Origin of the sequence: Planococcus dechangensis, assembly GCF_042654465.1 — a bacterium.
In the GTDB taxonomy this organism is placed as follows: Bacteria; Bacillota; Bacilli; order Bacillales_A; family Planococcaceae; genus Planococcus; species Planococcus dechangensis.
This window is the reverse complement of the sequence record NZ_JBHSGL010000006.1, coordinates 45272-65196: the sequence shown is the minus strand read 5'-3', so window position 1 is coordinate 65196 and position 19925 is coordinate 45272. Positions and strand designations below refer to the sequence as shown.

Annotated in this window: 24 protein-coding genes, 1 rRNA gene and 2 other annotated features; all 25 genes read left to right on the top strand. The window is 47.5% G+C overall.

Features of this window, described 5'->3' with window-relative positions; all coding sequences use genetic code 11:
* Window positions 1-126 precede the first annotated feature (126 nt).
* The 25 genes from rrf (at window position 127) to ACFO5U_RS13020 (ending at window position 19771) form a co-directional block, all read left to right on the top strand.
* Window positions 127-242, top strand: a 5S ribosomal RNA gene (rrf, locus tag ACFO5U_RS13140).
* Window positions 243-350: 108 nt separating this feature from the next.
* Entirely contained in the window at window positions 351-596 is a 246-nt protein-coding gene (locus tag ACFO5U_RS13135) for a hypothetical protein (RefSeq protein WP_377279570.1), read from the top strand.
* A 138-nt stretch (window positions 597-734) separates the two neighbouring features.
* Window positions 735-1220, top strand: coding sequence for a CtsR family transcriptional regulator (locus ACFO5U_RS13130; RefSeq protein ID WP_377279569.1), 486 nt, complete (start codon window positions 735-737; stop codon window positions 1218-1220).
* Window positions 1217-1750 (top strand): UvrB/UvrC motif-containing protein, encoded by a 534-nt coding sequence (locus ACFO5U_RS13125; RefSeq protein ID WP_377279568.1) that lies wholly within the window; start codon window positions 1217-1219, stop codon window positions 1748-1750. The genes ACFO5U_RS13130 and ACFO5U_RS13125 overlap by 4 nt, the downstream gene beginning before the upstream one ends.
* Window positions 1740-2831 (top strand): protein arginine kinase, encoded by a 1092-nt coding sequence (locus ACFO5U_RS13120; RefSeq protein WP_377279567.1) that lies wholly within the window; start codon window positions 1740-1742, stop codon window positions 2829-2831. Before ACFO5U_RS13125 ends, ACFO5U_RS13120 begins: the two co-directional genes overlap by 11 nt.
* The gene (locus tag ACFO5U_RS13115; RefSeq protein ID WP_377279566.1) at window positions 2828-5272 is read left to right on the top strand and encodes an ATP-dependent Clp protease ATP-binding subunit; all 2445 of its coding nucleotides are present in this window, start codon (window positions 2828-2830) and stop codon (window positions 5270-5272) included. Before ACFO5U_RS13120 ends, ACFO5U_RS13115 begins: the two co-directional genes overlap by 4 nt.
* Before the next feature lie 62 nt (window positions 5273-5334).
* Complete coding sequence (gene radA, locus ACFO5U_RS13110; protein ID WP_377279565.1) at window positions 5335-6717, top strand: DNA repair protein RadA; 1383 nt, start codon at window positions 5335-5337, stop codon at window positions 6715-6717.
* A 103-nt stretch (window positions 6718-6820) separates the two neighbouring features.
* Window positions 6821-7921: a PIN/TRAM domain-containing protein gene (locus ACFO5U_RS13105; RefSeq protein WP_377279564.1), complete on the top strand. Its 1101-nt coding sequence runs from the start codon at window positions 6821-6823 to the stop codon at window positions 7919-7921.
* A gap of 12 nt (window positions 7922-7933) precedes the next feature.
* A complete protein-coding gene (ispD, locus tag ACFO5U_RS13100) occupies window positions 7934-8629 on the top strand; it encodes a 2-C-methyl-D-erythritol 4-phosphate cytidylyltransferase (protein WP_377279563.1) in 696 nt (231 codons plus the stop codon).
* Window positions 8626-9126, top strand: a complete 501-nt coding sequence (gene ispF, locus ACFO5U_RS13095; RefSeq protein WP_377279562.1) for a 2-C-methyl-D-erythritol 2,4-cyclodiphosphate synthase — start codon at window positions 8626-8628, stop codon at window positions 9124-9126. The genes ispD and ispF overlap by 4 nt, the downstream gene beginning before the upstream one ends.
* 43 nt (window positions 9127-9169) lie before the next feature.
* Window positions 9170-10633 carry a glutamate--tRNA ligase gene (gene gltX, locus ACFO5U_RS13090; RefSeq protein ID WP_377279561.1) on the top strand — a complete coding sequence of 488 codons (1464 nt, stop codon included), beginning with the start codon at window positions 9170-9172 and terminating at the stop codon, window positions 10631-10633.
* A gap of 45 nt (window positions 10634-10678) precedes the next feature.
* Window positions 10679-10893 (top strand) — a binding site (T-box leader).
* 51 nt (window positions 10894-10944) lie between these two features.
* On the top strand, window positions 10945-11616 hold the full coding sequence (epsC, locus tag ACFO5U_RS13085; protein ID WP_377279560.1) for a serine O-acetyltransferase EpsC: 672 nt from the start codon (window positions 10945-10947) through the stop codon (window positions 11614-11616).
* Window positions 11613-13010: a cysteine--tRNA ligase gene (cysS, locus tag ACFO5U_RS13080; protein WP_377279559.1), complete on the top strand. Its 1398-nt coding sequence runs from the start codon at window positions 11613-11615 to the stop codon at window positions 13008-13010. The genes epsC and cysS overlap by 4 nt, the downstream gene beginning before the upstream one ends.
* 5 nt (window positions 13011-13015) lie before the next feature.
* Window positions 13016-13432, top strand: a complete 417-nt coding sequence (locus tag ACFO5U_RS13075) for a Mini-ribonuclease 3 (RefSeq protein ID WP_377279558.1) — start codon at window positions 13016-13018, stop codon at window positions 13430-13432.
* Window positions 13429-14178, top strand: coding sequence for a 23S rRNA (guanosine(2251)-2'-O)-methyltransferase RlmB (gene rlmB, locus ACFO5U_RS13070; RefSeq protein ID WP_377279557.1), 750 nt, complete (start codon window positions 13429-13431; stop codon window positions 14176-14178). The genes ACFO5U_RS13075 and rlmB overlap by 4 nt, the downstream gene beginning before the upstream one ends.
* 4 nt (window positions 14179-14182) lie before the next feature.
* Window positions 14183-14692: an NYN domain-containing protein gene (locus ACFO5U_RS13065; RefSeq protein ID WP_377279556.1), complete on the top strand. Its 510-nt coding sequence runs from the start codon at window positions 14183-14185 to the stop codon at window positions 14690-14692.
* A gap of 71 nt (window positions 14693-14763) precedes the next feature.
* Window positions 14764-15414, top strand: coding sequence for an RNA polymerase sporulation sigma factor SigH (gene sigH / locus ACFO5U_RS13060; protein WP_377279555.1), 651 nt, complete (start codon window positions 14764-14766; stop codon window positions 15412-15414).
* A gap of 70 nt (window positions 15415-15484) precedes the next feature.
* Complete coding sequence (gene rpmG, locus ACFO5U_RS13055; RefSeq protein ID WP_377279554.1) at window positions 15485-15631, top strand: 50S ribosomal protein L33; 147 nt, start codon at window positions 15485-15487, stop codon at window positions 15629-15631.
* A 61-nt stretch (window positions 15632-15692) separates the two neighbouring features.
* Complete coding sequence (secE, locus tag ACFO5U_RS13050; RefSeq protein ID WP_377279553.1) at window positions 15693-15878, top strand: preprotein translocase subunit SecE; 186 nt, start codon at window positions 15693-15695, stop codon at window positions 15876-15878.
* A gap of 96 nt (window positions 15879-15974) precedes the next feature.
* Entirely contained in the window at window positions 15975-16508 is a 534-nt protein-coding gene (gene nusG / locus ACFO5U_RS13045) for a transcription termination/antitermination protein NusG (RefSeq protein WP_377279571.1), read from the top strand.
* A 174-nt stretch (window positions 16509-16682) separates the two neighbouring features.
* On the top strand, window positions 16683-17108 hold the full coding sequence (gene rplK / locus ACFO5U_RS13040) for a 50S ribosomal protein L11 (RefSeq protein WP_058382184.1): 426 nt from the start codon (window positions 16683-16685) through the stop codon (window positions 17106-17108).
* 106 nt (window positions 17109-17214) lie between these two features.
* On the top strand, window positions 17215-17913 hold the full coding sequence (gene rplA, locus ACFO5U_RS13035; RefSeq protein WP_377279552.1) for a 50S ribosomal protein L1: 699 nt from the start codon (window positions 17215-17217) through the stop codon (window positions 17911-17913).
* A 42-nt stretch (window positions 17914-17955) separates the two neighbouring features.
* Window positions 17956-18106, top strand: a sequence feature (ribosomal protein L10 leader region).
* Between the two features lie 35 nt (window positions 18107-18141).
* On the top strand, window positions 18142-18642 hold the full coding sequence (gene rplJ, locus ACFO5U_RS13030) for a 50S ribosomal protein L10 (RefSeq protein WP_377279551.1): 501 nt from the start codon (window positions 18142-18144) through the stop codon (window positions 18640-18642).
* A gap of 55 nt (window positions 18643-18697) precedes the next feature.
* On the top strand, window positions 18698-19057 hold the full coding sequence (gene rplL / locus ACFO5U_RS13025) for a 50S ribosomal protein L7/L12 (RefSeq protein ID WP_377279550.1): 360 nt from the start codon (window positions 18698-18700) through the stop codon (window positions 19055-19057).
* A gap of 111 nt (window positions 19058-19168) precedes the next feature.
* Window positions 19169-19771: a class I SAM-dependent methyltransferase gene (locus ACFO5U_RS13020; protein ID WP_377279549.1), complete on the top strand. Its 603-nt coding sequence runs from the start codon at window positions 19169-19171 to the stop codon at window positions 19769-19771.
* Window positions 19772-19925 lie beyond the last annotated feature (154 nt).

Sequence of the window (19925 nt, the reverse complement as noted above, 5' to 3'; positions counted from 1 at the left end):
AGGTTCGGGGTGGAAGCGTGGCGACACGTGCAGCTGACGAATACTAATCGATCGAGGACTTAACCATAGTTTGATTGCGTTTCACAATGTCGATTTATCCAGTTTTGAGCGAACAAGCTCAAAGAGTCTAGTGACGATGGCAAAGAGGCCACACCCGTTCCCATCCCGAACACGGAAGTTAAGCTCTTTTGCGCCGATGGTAGTTGGGGGTCTCCCCCTGTGAGAGTAGGACGTCGCTGGGCACACAAAAAGAAGTCGTTACCGTTTATCGGTAGCGGCTTTTTGTATTGAAATAAAGAAAAAGGATTGAAAATTAGATATAGAGGGAAAAAAGAAACGAGGTGAAAATCATGAAAGCAGGCTTATACAAAATAAAGACGCTTGATAAAAGAACAGCATTATTAATTTCTTTAAATGATTCTACTGAGCAATATACGTATCCGATTGCAGAATTCACACATGACGTAAACAAAGGTGACGTAGTGGAAGTATGGCAGGATGGTACTAGGTGGAAAACAAAATACGTGGAAGAAAAAACACGCTCTGTATCAAGTCATACTAAAGACTTCATGAAAAGAATAATGGATCAAGAATAATTGTCTCGGGATTTTGTTTCCGAGACTTTTTTTATCGCAATCTAACTATTTGATATCCGTAAAATGCTTATGTATAATTAAGTCAAATATAGTCAAAGTCAGTCATTTGCGCATTTACACGCTGAAGAGGTGAAAGCCATGCGGAATATTTCAGACATTATTGAAGGTTATTTAAAAGAGATTATCGAAATAAGCGATAAGGATCATATTGAAATTAAACGAAGTGAAGTAGCTGAAAAATTTCAATGTGTTCCTTCGCAAATTAATTATGTTATTAACACGCGGTTTACGTTAGATCGAGGATACTTGGTGGAAAGTAAGCGTGGAGGCGGCGGATATATTCGGATTAAGAAAGTGCGTCTTCATAAAAAAGCGGATTTAATCGCTCAAATTGTCGAACGTCTTGAAGAAGGTGCTTCTCAGACAATGGCAGAAGATATTGTTTTCAGGCTTTTAGATGAAGAAATGATTACGCGACGGGAGGCTAAGTTGATCTTGAGTGCTGTCGATCGTTCGACACTCCTATTGCCACTTCCAGTACGTGATGAAGTCAGGGCTAGAATTCTGATAGCAATGTTATTTACTCTCCAATATCAGTCGAATGGGCAAGGGGTGATCAAGTGATTTGTGAACAATGCGGAGAACGGCCTGCGACGGTTATTGTAAAACAAAACGCTCAAGGTCATATAACTGAAAAGCATTTATGTCATGTTTGTGCAGCAGAAAGCCATAGTATTAATTTTTCTTTTGATCAAGATCCGATGGCCATTCATAACTTATTGGCCAATTGGTTTCCTAAGCAGAAAGCTGCGGTTAGTCCGGTAAAGAAGGAAGCGCCCACTTGTTCGACTTGCGGATTTACTTTTCAAAGGTTTTTAAGTCTTGGGAAATTTGGCTGCGCAGAATGTTACGATACTTTCTCGCCCCAATTGACAGAGATTTTAAAAAGAGTCCAAAATGGGAATACTGAACATACAGGGAAGATTCCTGCTTCTTATGGAACGACGTTAAAGATAAAAAAGGAAATTGAAGAATTGCGTAAGCAAATGCAGTATGCAATCCAAGAAGAGGATTTTGAAGAAGCTGCTAGCTTGCGGGACGAAGTGAAAATTTTAAATGCTAAGCTTGAAGGGGGTGGGAGCAATGGCAATTGACCGTTTCCTTCAACCACGTGCCAGCAGCTGGATGGCGAATAACGGCGAAAATGTCGACATTGCAATGAGTACCCGAATCCGGTTGGCACGTAATTTAAACGATTTTAAATTCCCTTATGCTTTCTCTGAAGACGAAGCGCTAAGGGTTGATAAAGCAGTTTCTTCTGTTTTGGTAGATAAGGGTAAAGAGTCGGGTTATGGGTTTACCCATATCAGTATTGATGAATTGAATGAATTACAGCGTGAGGTTTTGGTAGAAAAGCATTTGATCAGCCCATATTTGGCGAATAGCCAACATTCGAGTGCAGTATTATTGTCGGATGATGAAGAGCTTAGTGTCATGATTAATGAAGAAGATCATATGCGTATTCAAAGTTTGCAATCAGGATTCCATTTACAAGAAGCTTATCAAATCGCCAATAAGATGGATTCTCTCTTGGAGGAACATTTATCTTATGCATTCCACGAAAAATTCGGCTATTTGACGAGCTGTCCTACCAATACAGGCACTGGCATGCGGGCATCGGTTATGCTTCATTTGCCGGCCTTGACCATGTCCCATCAAATTAACCGCATCATCCCAGCTATATCCCGTCTGGGTATGGTTGTCCGGGGAATCTATGGTGAAGGCAGTGAAGCGCTCGGCAACGTATATCAGATTTCCAATCAAGTTACGTTAGGGAAGTCTGAGTATGAAATTTTGCAGGATTTGCAAAATATGACAGACCAAATCATTGAACAGGAGAGGCGTGCACGCGAAGCTTTAAAAGCGAACTCTCCTCTTCTTTTGGAAGATCGGGTCTACCGGTCTCTCGGAGTTCTAATGCATGCACGGCTATTGAACACGGAAGAAGCTGCAACGCGCTTGTCGGATGTTCGGCTTGGCATTGACTTAGCGATGATTACAGATGTAGACATGTCGATTTTGAATGAATTGATGGTCTTTATGCAGCCCGCGTTTTTGCAGCAGTATGCAGGACGGCCATTAGAAGCGAGTGAACGAGACGCAGCCCGGGCAGAGTTGTTCCGGGCGCGCTTAACCGACAACGGGATAAATACAAAAGGAGAGGATTTTGCATGATGTTCAACAGATTTACACAACGCGCACAAAAAGTTCTTCAATTAGCTCAAGAAGAGGCTATCCGCATGAAGCATGAATCAATCGGGACTGAGCATATCCTGCTCGGTTTGATTCGTGAAGGCGGTGGAATTGCCGCAAAAGCATTGGAAGCTATTGAAGTGAATACACAATTGATCGAAGACGGCGTCAAAGAACTTGTAGGTGTAGGCGAGAAAGATGTTGGTCCAATCGTTCATTATACACCGCGTGCTAAGAAAGTGATCGAGCTATCTGTCGATGAATCCCGTAAGCTTGGCCATTCTTATATCGGCACAGAGCATTTGCTGCTCGCGCTTATCCGCGAAGGAGAAGGTGTCGCTGCACGTGTGCTCGGAAATGCAGGCGTCAGCTTGAATAAAGCACGCCAGCAAGTGCTGCAGCTACTTGGCAGCAACGAACAGGCATCGACTGGTACGAGCCCGAATGCGTCAGCGAATACACCGACATTGGACGGCTTGGCACGCGATTTGACGCAAGTGGCACGTGAAGGCAGTCTAGACCCGGTCATTGGGCGAAGCGATGAAATTACGCGTGTAATTGAAGTTTTAAGCCGCAGAACGAAGAATAACCCAGTATTGATCGGGGAACCTGGTGTCGGTAAAACGGCGATTGCGGAGGGGCTTGCTCAGCAAATCGTCAATAACGAAATTCCAGAAACCTTGCGCGACAAACGCGTTATGGTGCTCGATATGGGTACTGTTGTTGCGGGTACAAAATACCGCGGTGAATTCGAAGATCGTTTGAAAAAAGTGATGGATGAAATCCGCCAAGCCGGAAACGTGATCCTCTTTATCGACGAACTCCATACACTGATCGGAGCTGGTGGAGCTGAAGGGGCGATTGATGCTTCGAATATCTTGAAGCCGTCACTTGCTCGTGGCGAATTGCAGTGCATCGGCGCTACAACTTTAGATGAATACCGTAAGTATATTGAAAAAGATGCTGCGCTGGAGCGTCGTTTCCAACCGATACAAGTGAATGAGCCGACGGTTGAGGAGTCAATCGAGATCATTAAAGGTTTGCGTGACCGCTATGAGGCGCATCACCGTGTGAAAATTACCGACGAAGCGATCGTTGCGGCAGCTAAAATGTCTGACCGCTACATTTCCGACCGTTTCTTGCCGGATAAAGCAATCGATTTGATCGATGAGGCCGGTTCGAAAGTGCGTTTGCGTTCGTATACGACTCCGCCAGACTTAAAAGAGCTAGAAGCACGTCTCGAAGCGGCGCGTTCTGAGAAGAACGAAGCGGTGCAGAGTCAAGAGTTCGAAAAAGCAGCGTCACTTCGCGATGCAGAGCAGAAGTTGAAAGATGAACTGGATCAGACGAAAAAAGAATGGAAAGAAAAACAAGGCAAAGAAGAATCCGAAGTGACAGTCGAAGATATCGCGAAAGTCGTCTCGATGTGGACGGGTGTACCGGTATCAAGATTGGCGCAGACGGAATCCGATAAATTGCTTAACCTGGAAGAGATTCTCCATAGCCGTGTCATCGGACAAGATGAAGCGGTGACTTCCATTTCCAAAGCGATTCGCCGTGCACGCGCCGGATTGAAAGATCCGAAGCGCCCAATCGGCTCGTTCATTTTCCTTGGGCCAACGGGTGTCGGGAAAACCGAGCTTGCGAAAGCTTTGGCGGAATCGATGTTCGGTGATGAAGATGCGATGATTCGCATCGATATGTCCGAGTACATGGAGCGCCACACGACTTCTCGTCTTGTTGGTTCCCCTCCAGGCTATGTAGGCTACGAAGAAGGCGGCCAACTGACGGAGAAAGTCCGCAGAAAACCATATTCAGTTGTCTTGCTCGATGAAATCGAGAAAGCCCACCCTGAAGTTTTCAACATCCTCTTGCAAGTGCTTGAAGATGGCCATTTGACTGATTCTAAAGGGCGCCGCGTCGATTTCCGCAATACGGTGATCATCATGACGTCGAACGTCGGGGCACAGGAATTGAAATACAATAAATATGTTGGATTCAATTTAGAAGATGCGAAGACGGATTATAAAGACATGAAGGGCAAGATGCTTGCGGAATTGAAGAAAGCATTCCGTCCCGAGTTCTTGAACCGCGTCGATGATATGATTGTCTTCCACTCTCTCGAGAAGAAAGATTTGCGCAAGATTGTCGAACTGATGACACAGCAATTGGTGGGACGTTTGAAAGAACAGGACATCGATTTGGAGTTGACAGAAGCAGCGCTTGATAAAATCGCTAAAGAGGGGTATGATCCGGAATACGGAGCACGTCCTTTGCGCCGCTCTCTTCAAAAACATGTCGAAGACCGCTTGTCTGAAGAAGTGCTGAAAGGCACGGCAATTGCGGGGCAGCGCATTGTTTTCGACGTACAGGATGATGAGTTTGTCGTCCGTATGAAAGAAGGCGCCGCAGAGAAATCGTAACACTATCCAGCCCGCCGGATATGTCTCCGGCGGGCTTTTTCTATTGAATACAGGAGGTAATTATGGCCAAGAAAAAAGTGAAATTCATCTGCCAATCTTGTGGCTATGAGTCAGCGAAATGGATGGGGAAATGTCCGGGCTGTGCCGCGTGGAATACGATGACAGAAGAAACCGAAGTCGCTGCACCGAAAGGTACAAGAGGTGCTTTTCAGCATAGCTCACCGCAGGCAGCCCAAAAAGTGACGCCGATCAATGCCATTCAAACACAGGACGAGCCACGCACAAAAACGGAGATGGAAGAACTCAACCGTGTGCTCGGCGGCGGTATTGTTGCAGGATCGCTCGTTCTGATCGGCGGGGATCCAGGAATCGGGAAGTCGACTTTGCTGCTGCAAGTTTCGGCGCTGCTCGCAAAAGCCGGTAAAAAGGTGCTGTATATTTCTGGGGAAGAATCGATTCGCCAAACGAAGATGCGGGCGGAGCGGCTAGAGGCCTTGTCTGGGGATTTGTTAATTTTTGCGGAAACTAATTTGGAACTGATTCACCATGCAATCGAGGAAGTGGAGCCAGATTTTGTCATTATCGATTCCATCCAGACGGTGCATCACCCGGAAGTGGCCTCTGCGCCGGGTAGTGTGACGCAGGTGCGCGAGAGTACAGCGGAATTGATGCGCGTCGCGAAAACGAAAAATATCGCGATTTTCCTGGTCGGGCATGTGACGAAGGAAGGACAGATCGCAGGTCCACGTATTTTGGAGCATATGGTGGATACCGTGCTGTATTTTGAAGGCGAACGTCACCATACGTACCGGATTTTGCGCAGCGTTAAAAACCGTTTTGGTTCAACGAATGAAATTGCGATTTTTGAAATGTTGCAAGGCGGATTGAAAGAAGTACTGAATCCATCGGAGCTGTTTTTGCAGGAACGGTCAAGCGGTACGGCGGGGTCGACAGTTGTAGCCTCAATGGAAGGAACGCGGCCGATTCTAGTGGAAATCCAGGCGCTGGTGACACCGTCTAGTTTTAATTATCCGAAGCGCATGGCGACGGGAATAGACCAAAACCGCATCTCGCTGCTAATGGCTGTGCTTGAAAAGCGTGTCGGGTTGATGCTGCAAGCGCAAGATGCATATATTAAAGTCGCTGGCGGCGTAAAACTGGATGAGCCGGCAATCGATCTCGCCGTGCTCGCAAGCATTGTGTCGAGTTTCCGGGATATTGCGCCAAAAGTAGATGACTGCATCATCGGGGAAGTCGGGTTGACGGGCGAAGTTCGCCGAGTCTCGCGGATTGAACAACGCGTGCAAGAAGCGGCGAAATTGGGCTTTAAACGTGCTATCATCCCGAAATCGAATATGGGCGGTTGGGATTATCCGGAAGGAATCCGTGTCGTTGGTGTGGAAACTATTAACGAGGCGCTGAAGGAATTATTCCCGCAACAATAAAAGGGGCAGTGATGCCTCTTTTTTCTATCATCGAGAAGCAAGGTTATGCAGAGAGTTTCATAATTAAAACGTGTATACTATCAAGGAGAAGGAGGTGCAATAGATGCTTCGGAGAATTATTCAGCTGTTGTTTTTGTTAATTGGTGCTACGGTTGGTATTTTATTTTTGCCTTATGCTTTTGAACTCATTTCGATCACAACTAATCCATGGATCAACAACCCGTATGTAGCCGCAATTATCGGTGCTGCGATTTTTTATGTGCTGTCGCTATTGTTCGTCGATTCGCTTGTTCAATTTATGAAATGGATGGAAGGCAAATTGCTCCATGCCCCAACGGCCGATTTATTGTTTGGGACAATTGGAATGATTATCGGCTTAGTCGTAGCATTTTTAATCGGTTTTGCGTTGAACACGATCGATGTTCCGCTTGTGGCAACAATCGCTCCGATCATTTTGTCGGTAGTGCTCGGATATTTGGGGTTCCAAGTAGGGTTCCAAAAGCGGGATGAATTGACCGGCATGCTGACGCCTGTGAGAATGGCGAATGGCAAAAAGTCAGACGATGAACAGGTGGAAAAACCGGCGTATAAATTGCTCGATACGAGTGTCATCATCGATGGCCGGATTGCCGATATTTCAGAAACCGGATTTATGGAAGGAACGTTTGTCGTGCCGCAATTTGTCATTGCAGAGCTTCAGCATATTGCCGATTCGTCGGATACTTTGAAGCGCACACGCGGCAGGCGGGGGCTTGATATTTTAAAGCGCCTGCAGACAGAGCGTTTAGGTGCCATCACGATCACTGAAGAGGATTTCGGCGAGACAGCAGAAGTTGATATGAAACTGATGCGGGCAGCCCAGAAGATGGGCGGCAAGGTCGTGACCAATGATTTTAATTTGAACAAAGTGTGTGAACTTCATAATGTTCCGGTATTGAATATTAATGACCTCGCCAATGCGGTAAAACCAGTGGTCATCCCGGGTGAAGACATGCATGTTGTCGTCATCAAGGACGGCAAAGAGCAAAATCAAGGTGTGGCGTATTTGGATGATGGCACGATGATTGTCATCGAAGAAGGCAAAGGCCATATCGGGGATGCGATTGATGTGACGGTGACAAGCGTACTGCAGACCTCTGCTGGACGCATGATTTTTGCCAAGCCGAAAGGGCTGCCTACGAAGAAAAACGGATCAAAAAAATAAAGGATGTCTGTTATGAATTATACAGTCGTATTGCCTGCTGCTGGCAGCGGGAAGCGGATGAAAGCCGATCGCAATAAATTATTACTCGAACTCTCCGGCAAACCGATTTTCATTTATACACTGGAAGTGTTCGACCGCGATCCGAATTGCGAGGGTATGTGGCTGGCGGTCAAAGATGGCGAACGCCAGCTGATCGAGGAGTATGTCGAGCGCTATGAAATAAAAAAGGTGAAAGGCTACGCGATAGGCGGAGCGGAGCGTCAAGATAGCGTGCGAGCGGGCCTTGAAATGGCGGGGCCGTGCGAGGTTGTACTCGTGCACGATGCGGCACGCCCGTTTATCAGCCCGTCGGTCATCACGGAATTGGTGGAACAAGCAAATCAGTCTGGTGCTGCCATTGCCGGGGTGCCGGTAAAAGATACGATCAAAAAAGTGCAGGGCGGGCTCATCACGGAAACGGTGGACCGATCCAGTCTATGGATGATCCAGACGCCGCAAGCGTTCCGCTATGAGTTGTTGTTACAAGCGGCGCAGCTGGCGCAAGCAGAGGCGTTTCTAGGGACAGACGAAGCAATGCTCGTCGAACGGACAGGGCACCCTGTGCAGGTCGTTGAAAGCACGTACGAGAACGTTAAAATGACGACGCCGGATGATTTAATTTACGGACAAGCGATTCTGGCGAGTCGATTACAGGAGGAACAATCATGATACGAATTGGACAAGGATATGATGTGCATCAATTGGCGGAAGGCCGGCCGTTCATTTTAGGCGGTATTGAAATTGAACACGATCGGGGTCTGCTCGGTCATTCGGATGCGGATGTATTATTGCACACAATCACCGATGCAGCACTCGGTGCGATCGGCGGGGGAGATATTGGCAAGCATTTTCCGGATACCGATCCTGAATTCAAGGATGCTGATTCACGGAAATTATTGACGCATATTTGGCAATACGTGAAAGAACAGGGATATGAGCTTGGCAATGTCGATTGTACCGTCATAGCGCAAAAGCCAAAACTCGCACCGTACATTGAAGGGATGCGTGCATCGATTGCCGAGCTTTTGGAAGCAGATATTTCACAAGTGAACGTCAAAGCGACAACGTCCGAACATCTCGGATTTACTGGACGCGAAGAGGGGATCGCGGCGCTTGCGGTCATCCTCTTGAATCAGCGCCCGCTTTCGCTCGACGTTCCGGAATGATAGAATAACTACAGGATTAAGGCAATTTTAGGAGGAAACCGAAATGACACAAGAAGTACGCGTACGCTATGCACCGAGCCCGACTGGACATCTACATATCGGCGGTGCCCGCACAGCGCTATTCAACTATTTATATGCACGCCATATGAACGGCAAATTCATCGTCCGCATCGAAGACACCGATACTGCCCGCAATATTGAAACAGGTATCATGTCCCAGCTCGATAACTTGAAATGGCTCGGCATCGAGCACGATGAATCGATTGACGTCGGTGGCGAATATGGCCCTTACCGCCAGATGGAGCGTCTTGATATTTACAAGGAATATTCCGATAAGCTATTGGAAAAAGGCGATATCTATAAATGCTTCTGTACACCGGATACGCTGGAAAAAGAACGCGAAGCCCAGCGCGCATCAGGTGTTGCAGCACCTCAGTACAGCGGTACATGCCGCAATTTGACGGCGGAACAAGTCGCTGAAAAAGAGGCAGCTGGGGAGACCTATTCTCTCCGCATGAAAGTGCCGGCTGATGTCACGTATAAATTCGATGACATGGTCCGCGGCGATATCTCATTTGAATCAAAAGACGTTGGCGACTGGGTCGTTGTCAAGACGAACGGCATTCCAACTTATAACTTTGCAGTGGTCATCGACGATCATTTGATGAAGATCACCCACGTGTTCCGCGGTGAAGAGCATTTGTCGAACACGCCGAAACAGCAAATGGTTTATGATGCATTCGGCTGGGAGCATCCAACTTACGGACATATGACCTTGATCGTCAATGAAGAACGCAAGAAGCTATCGAAGCGCGATGAGTCGATCATCCAGTTCATTTCCCAGTACAAAGACCTTGGTTATATTCCGGAAGCGCTGTTTAACTTCTTCGCGCTGCTCGGCTGGTCCCCAGAAGGCGAAGAAGAGATCTTCTCGAAAGAAGAACTGATCCGCATTTTCGACACCGAGCGTTTGTCGAAATCGCCGTCGATGTTCGATAAGCAAAAACTGACGTGGATGAACAACCAATACATCAAGCAAATGTCGCTTGAAGAAGTCGTCGGGCTCGCCTTGCCGCATTTGCAGCAAGCAGGCAAGTTGCCAGAAGACTTGAACGAAGAGCAAGCACAGTGGGCTGAAAAATTGATCGCCTTGTACCATGATCAATTGAGCTTTGGTGCAGAAATCGTCGAGTTGTCGGATCTGTTCTTCACTGACGACTTGCAATATGGCGAAGCGGAAAAAGACGTATTGAGCGGCGAGCAGGTGCCGGAAGTGATGGCTGCTTTTAAAGAGCAGTTGGCGTCTCTAGAAGCGTTCGAGCCGACTGAAATCAAAGCGGCAATCAAAGCGGTGCAAAAAGCGACCGGCCATAAAGGCAAGAACCTCTTCATGCCGATACGCGTTGTCACAACTGGACAGACACACGGCCCGGAATTGCCGGATGCCATTTCGCTTTTAGGAAAAGACAAAGCGATCGCACGCGTTGCCCAATATGCAGGGGCATAAAGTTTTGACTTATCGAATGAAGCGTGTACAATGAATTTACCAATTACCAAAACGTTGACGGGAACAAGTAAGGAAAGCATGCTCCACAGAGAGGGTCATCACTGGCTGTAAGTGACCCGGGCCGCTGCATTCCTGAAATGCCTCTCCGAGTGCTGAGTCGAATCGAGTAGACCAGACGTTTGCCTGCGTTAAAGGCTTTCGAGAGAAAAGGGCTGAACCCTTTTAATCAGAGTGGAACCGCGCAGCGAAGCGTCTCTGTCAAGCAATTGACGGGGGCGCTTTTTGTATTGGAATAGAAAGGAGCGATCCGAATGTGGAAGTTATTGAAAGAAGATATTGATGTTGTTTTTGAACAAGACCCGGCTGCCCGTAGCTATTTGGAAGTCGTGCTCACCTATTCGGGCTTGCATGCCATTTGGGGCCATCGCTTGGCGCATTTCTTTTTCAAGAAAAAATTATTTTTCATTGCGCGTGCGATTTCACAGATCAGCCGCTTTTTCACCGGTATTGAAATCCATCCGGGTGCAGTCATCGGCCGCCGTTTGTTCATCGATCACGGCATGGGTGTAGTGATCGGCGAAACATGTGAAATCGGGGACGATGTGACGCTTTACCAAGGCGTGACACTCGGGGGCACCGGCAAAGAACGCGGCAAGCGTCATCCGACGCTCGGCGATCACGTACTGGTTGCCACCGGGGCGAAAGTGCTCGGTTCGATTACAGTCGGTGAAAACTCCAAAGTGGGTGCCGGTTCGGTCGTCTTGAAAGATGTCCCGCCAAACTCGACGGTTGTCGGTATTCCAGGGAAAGTCGTCATCCAAGACGGCGTCAAAGTCAGAAAGCCCGATTTGAACCATCAAAACATGCCAGATCCGGTGATGGACAAATGCGAGGGCATGGAAATGAAAATCGCTGCCTTGCAGCGGGAACTCGACCAATTAAAACAAGCTGAAGAGCGTCAGAAAGAAGGGAAACCGTTATGAGCATACAAATTTTTAATTCGTTAACACGTCAGAAAGAACCGTTCGTGCCGCTTGAAGAAGGCAAAGTCAAAATGTACGTATGCGGCCCGACCGTCTACAACTATATCCATATCGGCAACGCACGTCCGGTCATTGTCTATGATACGGTGCGCCGTTATTTGGAATACCGGGGTTATGACGTCAAATATGTCTCGAATTTCACTGATGTCGATGACAAGCTAATCAAAGCGGCAAATGAGCTCGGCGAAGAAGTGCCGGAAATTGCGGAACGCTTCATCAAAGCTTATTTCGATAACACGAAAGCGCTCGGCTGTGCAGAAGCGGACGTCCATCCACGGGTTACCGGCCACATGCCGCAGATTGTCGAATTCATTGAGGCTCTCATTAATAAGGGGTATGCTTACGAATCGCAAGGAGACGTCTATTACCGGACGCGAAAATTCGACGGATACGGGAAGCTGTCCCATCAATCGGTCGACGAATTGAAAATCGGTGCGCGCATCGAATCGGGCGACAAAAAGCAGGATGCGCTCGATTTCGTCCTTTGGAAAGCAGCGAAACCGAACGAGATTTCATGGGACAGCCCGTGGGGTCAAGGGCGCCCGGGCTGGCACATCGAATGCTCGGTCATGGCGCGTGAGCACCTGGGTGATACGATCGATATCCACGCCGGCGGGCAAGACCTGACATTCCCGCATCATGAAAATGAAATTGCCCAATCGGAAGCTTATACCGGTAAGCCATTTGCGCGTTATTGGATGCATAACGGGTATATCAATATTGAGAATGAAAAAATGTCGAAGTCATTGAATAATTTCGTGCTGGTCAACGATATTTTGAAAGAACTTGACCCGCAAGTGTTGCGTCTGTTTATGCTATCGGTTCATTATCGCCATCCGATCAATTACTCCAAACACTTGGTGGAAGATGCACAGGCGGGCATGGAGCGGATTCGCACAGCATACAGCAACGTCAAGCACCGCTTGGAGAACTCAGCGGACCTTGGTGACCACGATGATATTTGGCTGTCGAAAATCGCGGCCATCAAAAAACAATTTATCGAAGCGATGGATGATGATTTCAATACAGCAAATGCCATCTCCAAGCTGTTCGACCTGTCGAAGCTGGCCAATACCTATCTGCTCGAAAAGCAAACGACCGAAGCGGTGCTCACGTCATTGATCGATACGTTTGATGAGCTTGCGGCATTGCTCGGCTTGCCTTTTGCCCAGGCGGAACTATTGGATGAGGAAATCGAAGCTTTATTGCAGGAACGCATCGATGCGCGCAAAAATCGCGATTTCGCACGTTCGGATGAAATCCGCGACCACTTGAAAGACCAAGGCATCATTTTGGAAGACACAGCGCAAGGCACGCGCTGGAAGCGGGGCTAATGCATATGGTGTTGCGAAAACAAGATGTTGACCAATTGAATGCACTGGCACTGGCTTACATGGGAGATGCGGTGTATGAGACTGCAGTGCGTGCCCATTTATTGAAAGCCGGGCGGGTGCGGCCCAACACGCTGCATCGTTTGTCGACGGCGTTTGTTTCGGCCAAAGCCCAAGCTTTCGTCTTGAAGCGCTTTGTCGAAGAAGGGGTCTTGACGGAAACGGAACTGGCCATCATGCGCCGCGGACGCAACGCGAAATCCGGTTCAGTGCCAAGAAATACCGATGTCCAGACCTATAATTTCAGCACCGCTTTTGAGGCAGTGCTTGGATGGTTATATTTAAAAGAAGAGCAGGAGCGGCTGGATGAATTGATCGATTATGCAATCACCATTGCCGAAGAGCCGAGAGGAGTGATCAAATGACTGAGGAAACACCAGAAATCATCGGGGGTAAAAATCCGGTGGTAGAAGCGTTGCGCGCCAAGCGCGACATCAACAAAATCTGGATCGCAGAAGGCGTCCAGAAAAAAGGCATCGCCGAATTATTGACGCTGGCGAAAGAGCAGAAAGTGCTCGTGCAATTCGTACCGAAAAAGAAAATCGACGGCTTGACGGATACCAACCATCAAGGAATTGCGGCGGCAGTCGCTGCATATCGTTACGCAGAGCTTGAAGAATTATTCGAAAAAGCCAAAGAAAAGCAGGAAGACCCGTTTTTCCTCATCTTGGACGAACTCGAAGACCCGCATAATTTGGGATCCATCATGCGGACGGCAGATGCCATCGGCGTACACGGCTTGATCATCCCGCAGCGACGCGCGGTCGGTTTGACCGGTGTTGTAGCCAAATCATCAACCGGGGCAATTGAACACGTGCCGGTTGTGCGTGTTAATAACTTGTCGCAAACGGTCGATGAATTGAAAAAACGCGGTGTCTGGATCGCCGGCACTGATGCTAAAGAATCGGTCGATTACCGGCGGATGGATGCGACTTTGCCGCTTGCGGTCATTATCGGCAGCGAAGGCAAGGGCATGAGCCGCATCTTGCGCGAGAAATGCGATTTCCTTTATCAATTGCCGATGGTCGGCCATGTGACATCCTTGAACGCGTCGGTGGCGGCGAGCTTGTTGATGTACGAAGTCTATCGCAAGCGCCATCCGCTCGGGTGACGCCATGAACATTTTGCTGGTGGACGGCTATAACATCATTGGCGATTGGGCAGAGCTGAAGGCGCTGAAGAAAGAACGACTGGCGGATGCGAGGGACCGGCTCATCGAACGGATGGCCGAGTACCGGGGCTTTACAGGATGGCGGGTCATCGTCGTCTTCGACGCCCATTTAGTACCAGGCATCGAAGCGAAAAATCTGCGCAGCGATGTTGAAGTGATTTTCACCCGCGGCAACGAAACGGCGGATGAGCGGATCGAGAAACTGGCGATCAGCCTTAATAACCGGCGCGACCAAATTTATGTCGCGACCTCCGATTTGACCGAACAATGGGTCATTTTTGCCAAAGGAGCTCTAAGAATTTCCGCTCGTGAACTGGAAGTTGAAATGGAAGAGATCGATGATCGCATCGCCAAGAAAGTGCGAGAGATACAAGAGCAGCGCTCGCTTTCAAAGATTCAGCTCGAAGGCGAAGTAGCGGAAATTTTCGAAAAATGGCGCCGAGGTCTCAAATGAACGGTTGACGCTCAAATTTTTCTTCCTGTATACTGGAAATATCGAGGCTCACCCAATCGGAGGGATCACCCGTGGAAAATCATGAGCAAGTTCGAAACCGGAGCTTTACTGAAATGTCAGATGAAGAACTTGTCGCTGTTGTCCATAGTGGCAATACGGAAGCGTTGGATTTTCTCATTACGAAGTTTCGCCCGTTTGTACGGATGAAAGCCCGGTCTTATTTCCTGATCGGCGCTGATAAAGAAGATATCATCCAAGAAGGGATGATCGGCTTATATAAAGCGATACGCGATTTCAAAAGCGATAAGCTGTCATCGTTCCGTGCATTCGCGGAACTGTGCATCGTCCGCCAAATCATTACGGCGATCAAAACCGCTACTCGCCAAAAGCACATTCCGCTGAATTCCTACGTCTCGCTCGATAAGCCGATCTATGACGAAGAATCAGACCGTACCTTGATGGATGTGCTTGCTGGGAGCGGCGCTGATGATCCTGAAGAGTTGATGATCCATAACGAGGAATTCCGCTATATGGAAGGCAAAATGGACGAAGTGCTGAGCGAGCTCGAACGCGAAGTGTTGACGCTCTATCTTGATGGGCAGTCGTACCAGGAAATTTCCGAAAAGCTCGAACGCCATGTGAAGTCGATTGATAATGCGCTGCAGCGAGTCAAGCGCAAACTTGAGCGCCATCTGCAAGCGAGCGAAAGCCGGACCTCCTGAGGACTATTGACATCATGTTTTTATGATGATACTCTTGAAAAAGCTGTAAAATAGAGCAAGGTGAGAGAAAATGGCTAAAAAAATCGCATTGAGCTGCTCGAAATGTGCATCCCGTAATTACACGGTTCCCGCGAAAGCGGATTCAAGCACACGTTTGGAACTCAAAAAATTTTGTGCTCATTGCAACGAGCATACCGTGCATAAACAAACAAAATGATCTTGCTTTAAATGCCGGGCGATATATAGAGTGACTTTGAAATTCGGAGGTTTTTACGATAATGGGTAACATTGGCGAATTCTTTAAAAATGTCTTTTCGGAGATGAGAAAAGTCAGCTGGCCAAAGCGCAAAGAGCTGACGCGCTACACGATCGTCGTCTTGTCTACGGTCATCTTCATGGCTCTTTTCTTCGCAGTAGTCGATGCTGGCATCTCGGAATTGTTCCGTTGGTTCCTGGCACTGTAAGTCATCAGAATAACGCATAAAAATAGCCCGTCATTCCATGGAACGGGTTTTTTCATTTGGAAAAAAAGGAGGGATGGACGCTAAGTCCGCTTGATTATGGAGAAAAATTGGTATGTAGTCCATACGTATTCCGGTTACGAAAACAAGGTGAAAGCCAACCTGGAAAAACGCGTAGAAACAATGGGAATGGAAGATTTGATTTTCCGCGTCATTATCCCTGAAGAACAAGAAACAGATTTCAAAGACGGCAAAAAGCGCACAGTTATGCGCAAAACCTTCCCAGGTTACGTGCTCGTTGAATTGATCATGACGGATGAGTCCTGGTATGTTGTCCGCAACACGCCAGGTGTGACCGGCTTTATCGGTTCATCGGGCGGGGGAGCGAAACCGACGCCGCTGTTGGAAGAGGAAGTCGATTTCATCCTTAAGCAAATGGGCATGACCGGCCGCAAAGTGGACATCGATTTTGCAGTCGCCGACACGGTCGAAGTAATGGAAGGGCCATTCGCCAATTTCCAGGGCAAAGTGGAAGAAATCGACGACACCAAAGGCAAAGTCAAAGTGTCGATCGACATTTTCGGGCGCGAAACGAAAATGGAGCTCGATTTCGAACAGGTTCAAAAAGTATAGAATGTGCCCTTGCTATTTTTTTGCAATGGTGGTATCATTTCATAGGTCAGACTGCCAAAGTGCAGCATCTGTACAAACCAATTAATTCTATCAACGAAAATTCAAGTTGACGGACAGATATGAGTGGGAGGGGCAACCCTATTACCACATCACGGACTTAAGGAGGTGTGTTTCGTGGCTAAAAAAGTAGTTAAAGTCGTAAAATTGCAGATCCCTGCAGCAAAAGCTAACCCAGCGCCGCCAGTAGGACCGGCATTAGGTCAAGCAGGCGTGAACATCATGGGCTTCTGTAAAGAATTCAACGCGCGTACTGCTGAGCAAGCAGGACTTATTATTCCGGTTGAGATTTCGGTATTTGAAGACCGTTCATTTACATTCATTACGAAAACTCCGCCAGCTGCAGTTCTTCTAAAGAAAGCAGCAGGTATCGAGTCAGGTTCAGGTGAACCTAACCGCAATAAAGTAGCGACTGTGAAACGCGATCAAGTTCGCGAAATCGCAGAAACTAAAATGCCAGATCTAAATGCCGCTTCAGTAGAAGCTGCAATGTTGATGGTTGAAGGTACTGCTCGCAGCATGGGCATTACGATCGAAGACTAATTACAAGAAGTTGTTTTTGGATGGGTTGCGCAGTTCAACGCGAACAGCGCAGCCCTTAATCGTGGGAGGTTCAATCCGTTAGACCACAACAAGGAGGACGTTTAAAATGGCTAAAACAGGCAAAAAGCTGCAAGAAGCAGCAAAATTGATCGACCGCACGAAATTCTACGAAGCAAAAGAAGCGATTGAACTTGCGAAAAAAGCAAGCACAGTCAACTTTGATGCTACTGTAGAAGTCGCTTTCCGTCTTGGAATCGACACGCGTAAAAACGACCAGCAAATCCGTGGGGCAGTAGTGCTTCCAAACGGAACTGGTAAAACGCAAAGCGTTTTGGTTTTCGCTAAGGGCGAAAAATTGAAAGAAGCTGAAGCGGCGGGTGCAGACTTTGTCGGCGACGCTGAATATATCCAAAAAATCCAACAAGGCTGGTTCGATTTCGATGTTATCGTCGCAACTCCGGACATGATGGGCGAAGTTGGTAAACTTGGACGCGTTCTTGGGCCAAAAGGCTTGATGCCAAACCCGAAAACAGGCACTGTTACATTTGATGTAACTAAAGCTGTTCAAGAAATCAAAGCTGGTAAAGTGGAATACCGTGCTGATAAAGCCGGCATCATCCATGCTCCAATCGGCAAAGTATCTTTCGAAGATGAAAAACTTGCTGAAAACTTGCGTACAATTTATGACGTGGTCCAAAAAGCGAAGCCATCTTCTGCTAAAGGGACGTACATGAAATCACTAAACGTAACGACTACAATGGGACCTGCTGTTAAAGTAGACCCTGCAAAAGTAGCAGTTAAATAAAATATTGACATTCTTTCGCAGCTTCGCTATACTGGCGAAGTTGTGAAATAACCATTTGTACCGCAGACAGTAGGGGCGGCTTGCCGCTTAATGAATCCCTGCCGAGGACATGATGAATTCAGATTCCATCTTTAATGATGCTGATTTTATGCCTCTGTGTCTGCACTGGACCAGAGGCTTTTCTTATGGACGGACGGTACGAATGACAAATCTATAGGAGGTGCCCACATGAGCAAAGCTATTGAAACGAAAAAAGTTGTTGTGCAAACAATCGCTGACAAGTTCGAAGCTGCAGCATCCGTTGTCGTTGTCGACTACCGCGGTTTGAACGTTGCGCAACTTACTGAACTTCGTAAACAGCTTCGTGAAGAAAACATCGAGTTCAAAGTTTACAAAAACTCAATGACTCGCCGCGCGACAGAAATGCACGGCCTTGAAGCGATCAACGAACACTTCACAGGACCAAACGCTATCGCGTTCTCAAACGAAGACGTCGTTGCCCCTGCGCGAATCATCAACAAATTCGCTAAAGGTAACGAAGCACTAGAAATCAAAGCTGGTGTCATCGAAGGCAATGTTGCATCTGCAGAAGAAGTGAAAGCTCTTGCTGAACTTCCATCTCGCGAAGGCCTATTGTCTATGCTACTCAGCGTACTACAAGCTCCAATCCGCAACTTCGCTGCTACTACAAAAGCAGTTGCAGACCAAAAAGAAGAACAGGGCGCTTAATCTCTTAGCATCCTGAGCACTAAAAAAAAATTACCTATCATAGGAGGAAATTATAATGACACAAGAACAAATTCTAGAAGCAATCAAAGAAATGACAGTTCTTCAACTTAACGACCTAGTAAAAGCAATCGAAGACGAGTTCGGCGTAACTGCTGCTGCTCCAGTTGCTGCTGCTGCTGGTGGCGCTGCTGCTGAAGAAGAGCAAACTGAATTCGACGTAATCCTTAACTCTGCTGGCGACCAGAAAATCAAAGTCATCAAAGCAGTTCGTGAAGTAACTGGTCTTGGTCTTAAAGAAGCGAAAGCTCTTGTAGACGAAGCTCCTAAAGCACTTAAAGAAGGCGCTACTAAAGAAGAAGCTGAAGAAATCAAAGGCAAACTTGAAGAAGTTGGCGCTTCTGTAGAAGTTAAGTAATCTAACTAAACTATAAGAAAGAAAGCTCGTCAGTATTCACCGACGGGCTTTTTCTTCTTTTTAAATCCAATCCGGCAAGTCCGAGATTGTATGATGGAAGGAGGACTCCGCATGTCCCAGCATTATTATTCCAAAAATCCTCAAACCAAAAGCAATCCTCAAGAGTGGACCTACACATTGCGAGGCGAGACGTTCCGGTTTCAGACGGATTCAGGCGTTTTCAGCAAAAGCGAGGTCGATTTCGGTTCACGGTTATTGATTGAGGCGTTTGAAGAGCCAGGCACACAAGGACCAGTCCTCGATGTTGGCTGTGGGTATGGCCCGATCGGAATGGCTATCGCCAAAGCATTTCCCCAAAGGCAGGTGCATATGGTCGATGTCAACAGCAGAGCCATCGAACTCGCACAAAAAAACACCGTATTAAACGGTGTTGAGAATGTTTCTATCTACGAAAGCGACGGACTTTCCGCCGTTGAGCAGCAAGATTTTGCCGCGATCTTAACCAATCCGCCGATCCGTGCAGGAAAAGGAACGGTCTTCCGGTTTTATGAAGAAGCGTACGACAAGCTCACGCCGTCCGGTTCGTTATGGGTCGTCATCCAGAAAAAACAAGGAGCCCCTTCGACGCAGGACAAGTTGCAGGAGTTGTTTGGCGACGTTCGCATCGCTGAAAAGAAGAAGGGTTACTTTATTTTTGAAGCCAGAAAAGTTTGACTTGACAAAATGCCTGTGATATTATAATAAAATGCAAAAAATATTATTTTGAGGTCGTTTGCCCTTTTTCGGGCATAGCATGGCGGCCGGTTTGAACATGTGTAAACCGAAAATGAGCTCATATGCGGTCTCGTTTTCTTTTGTCTTTTCGATA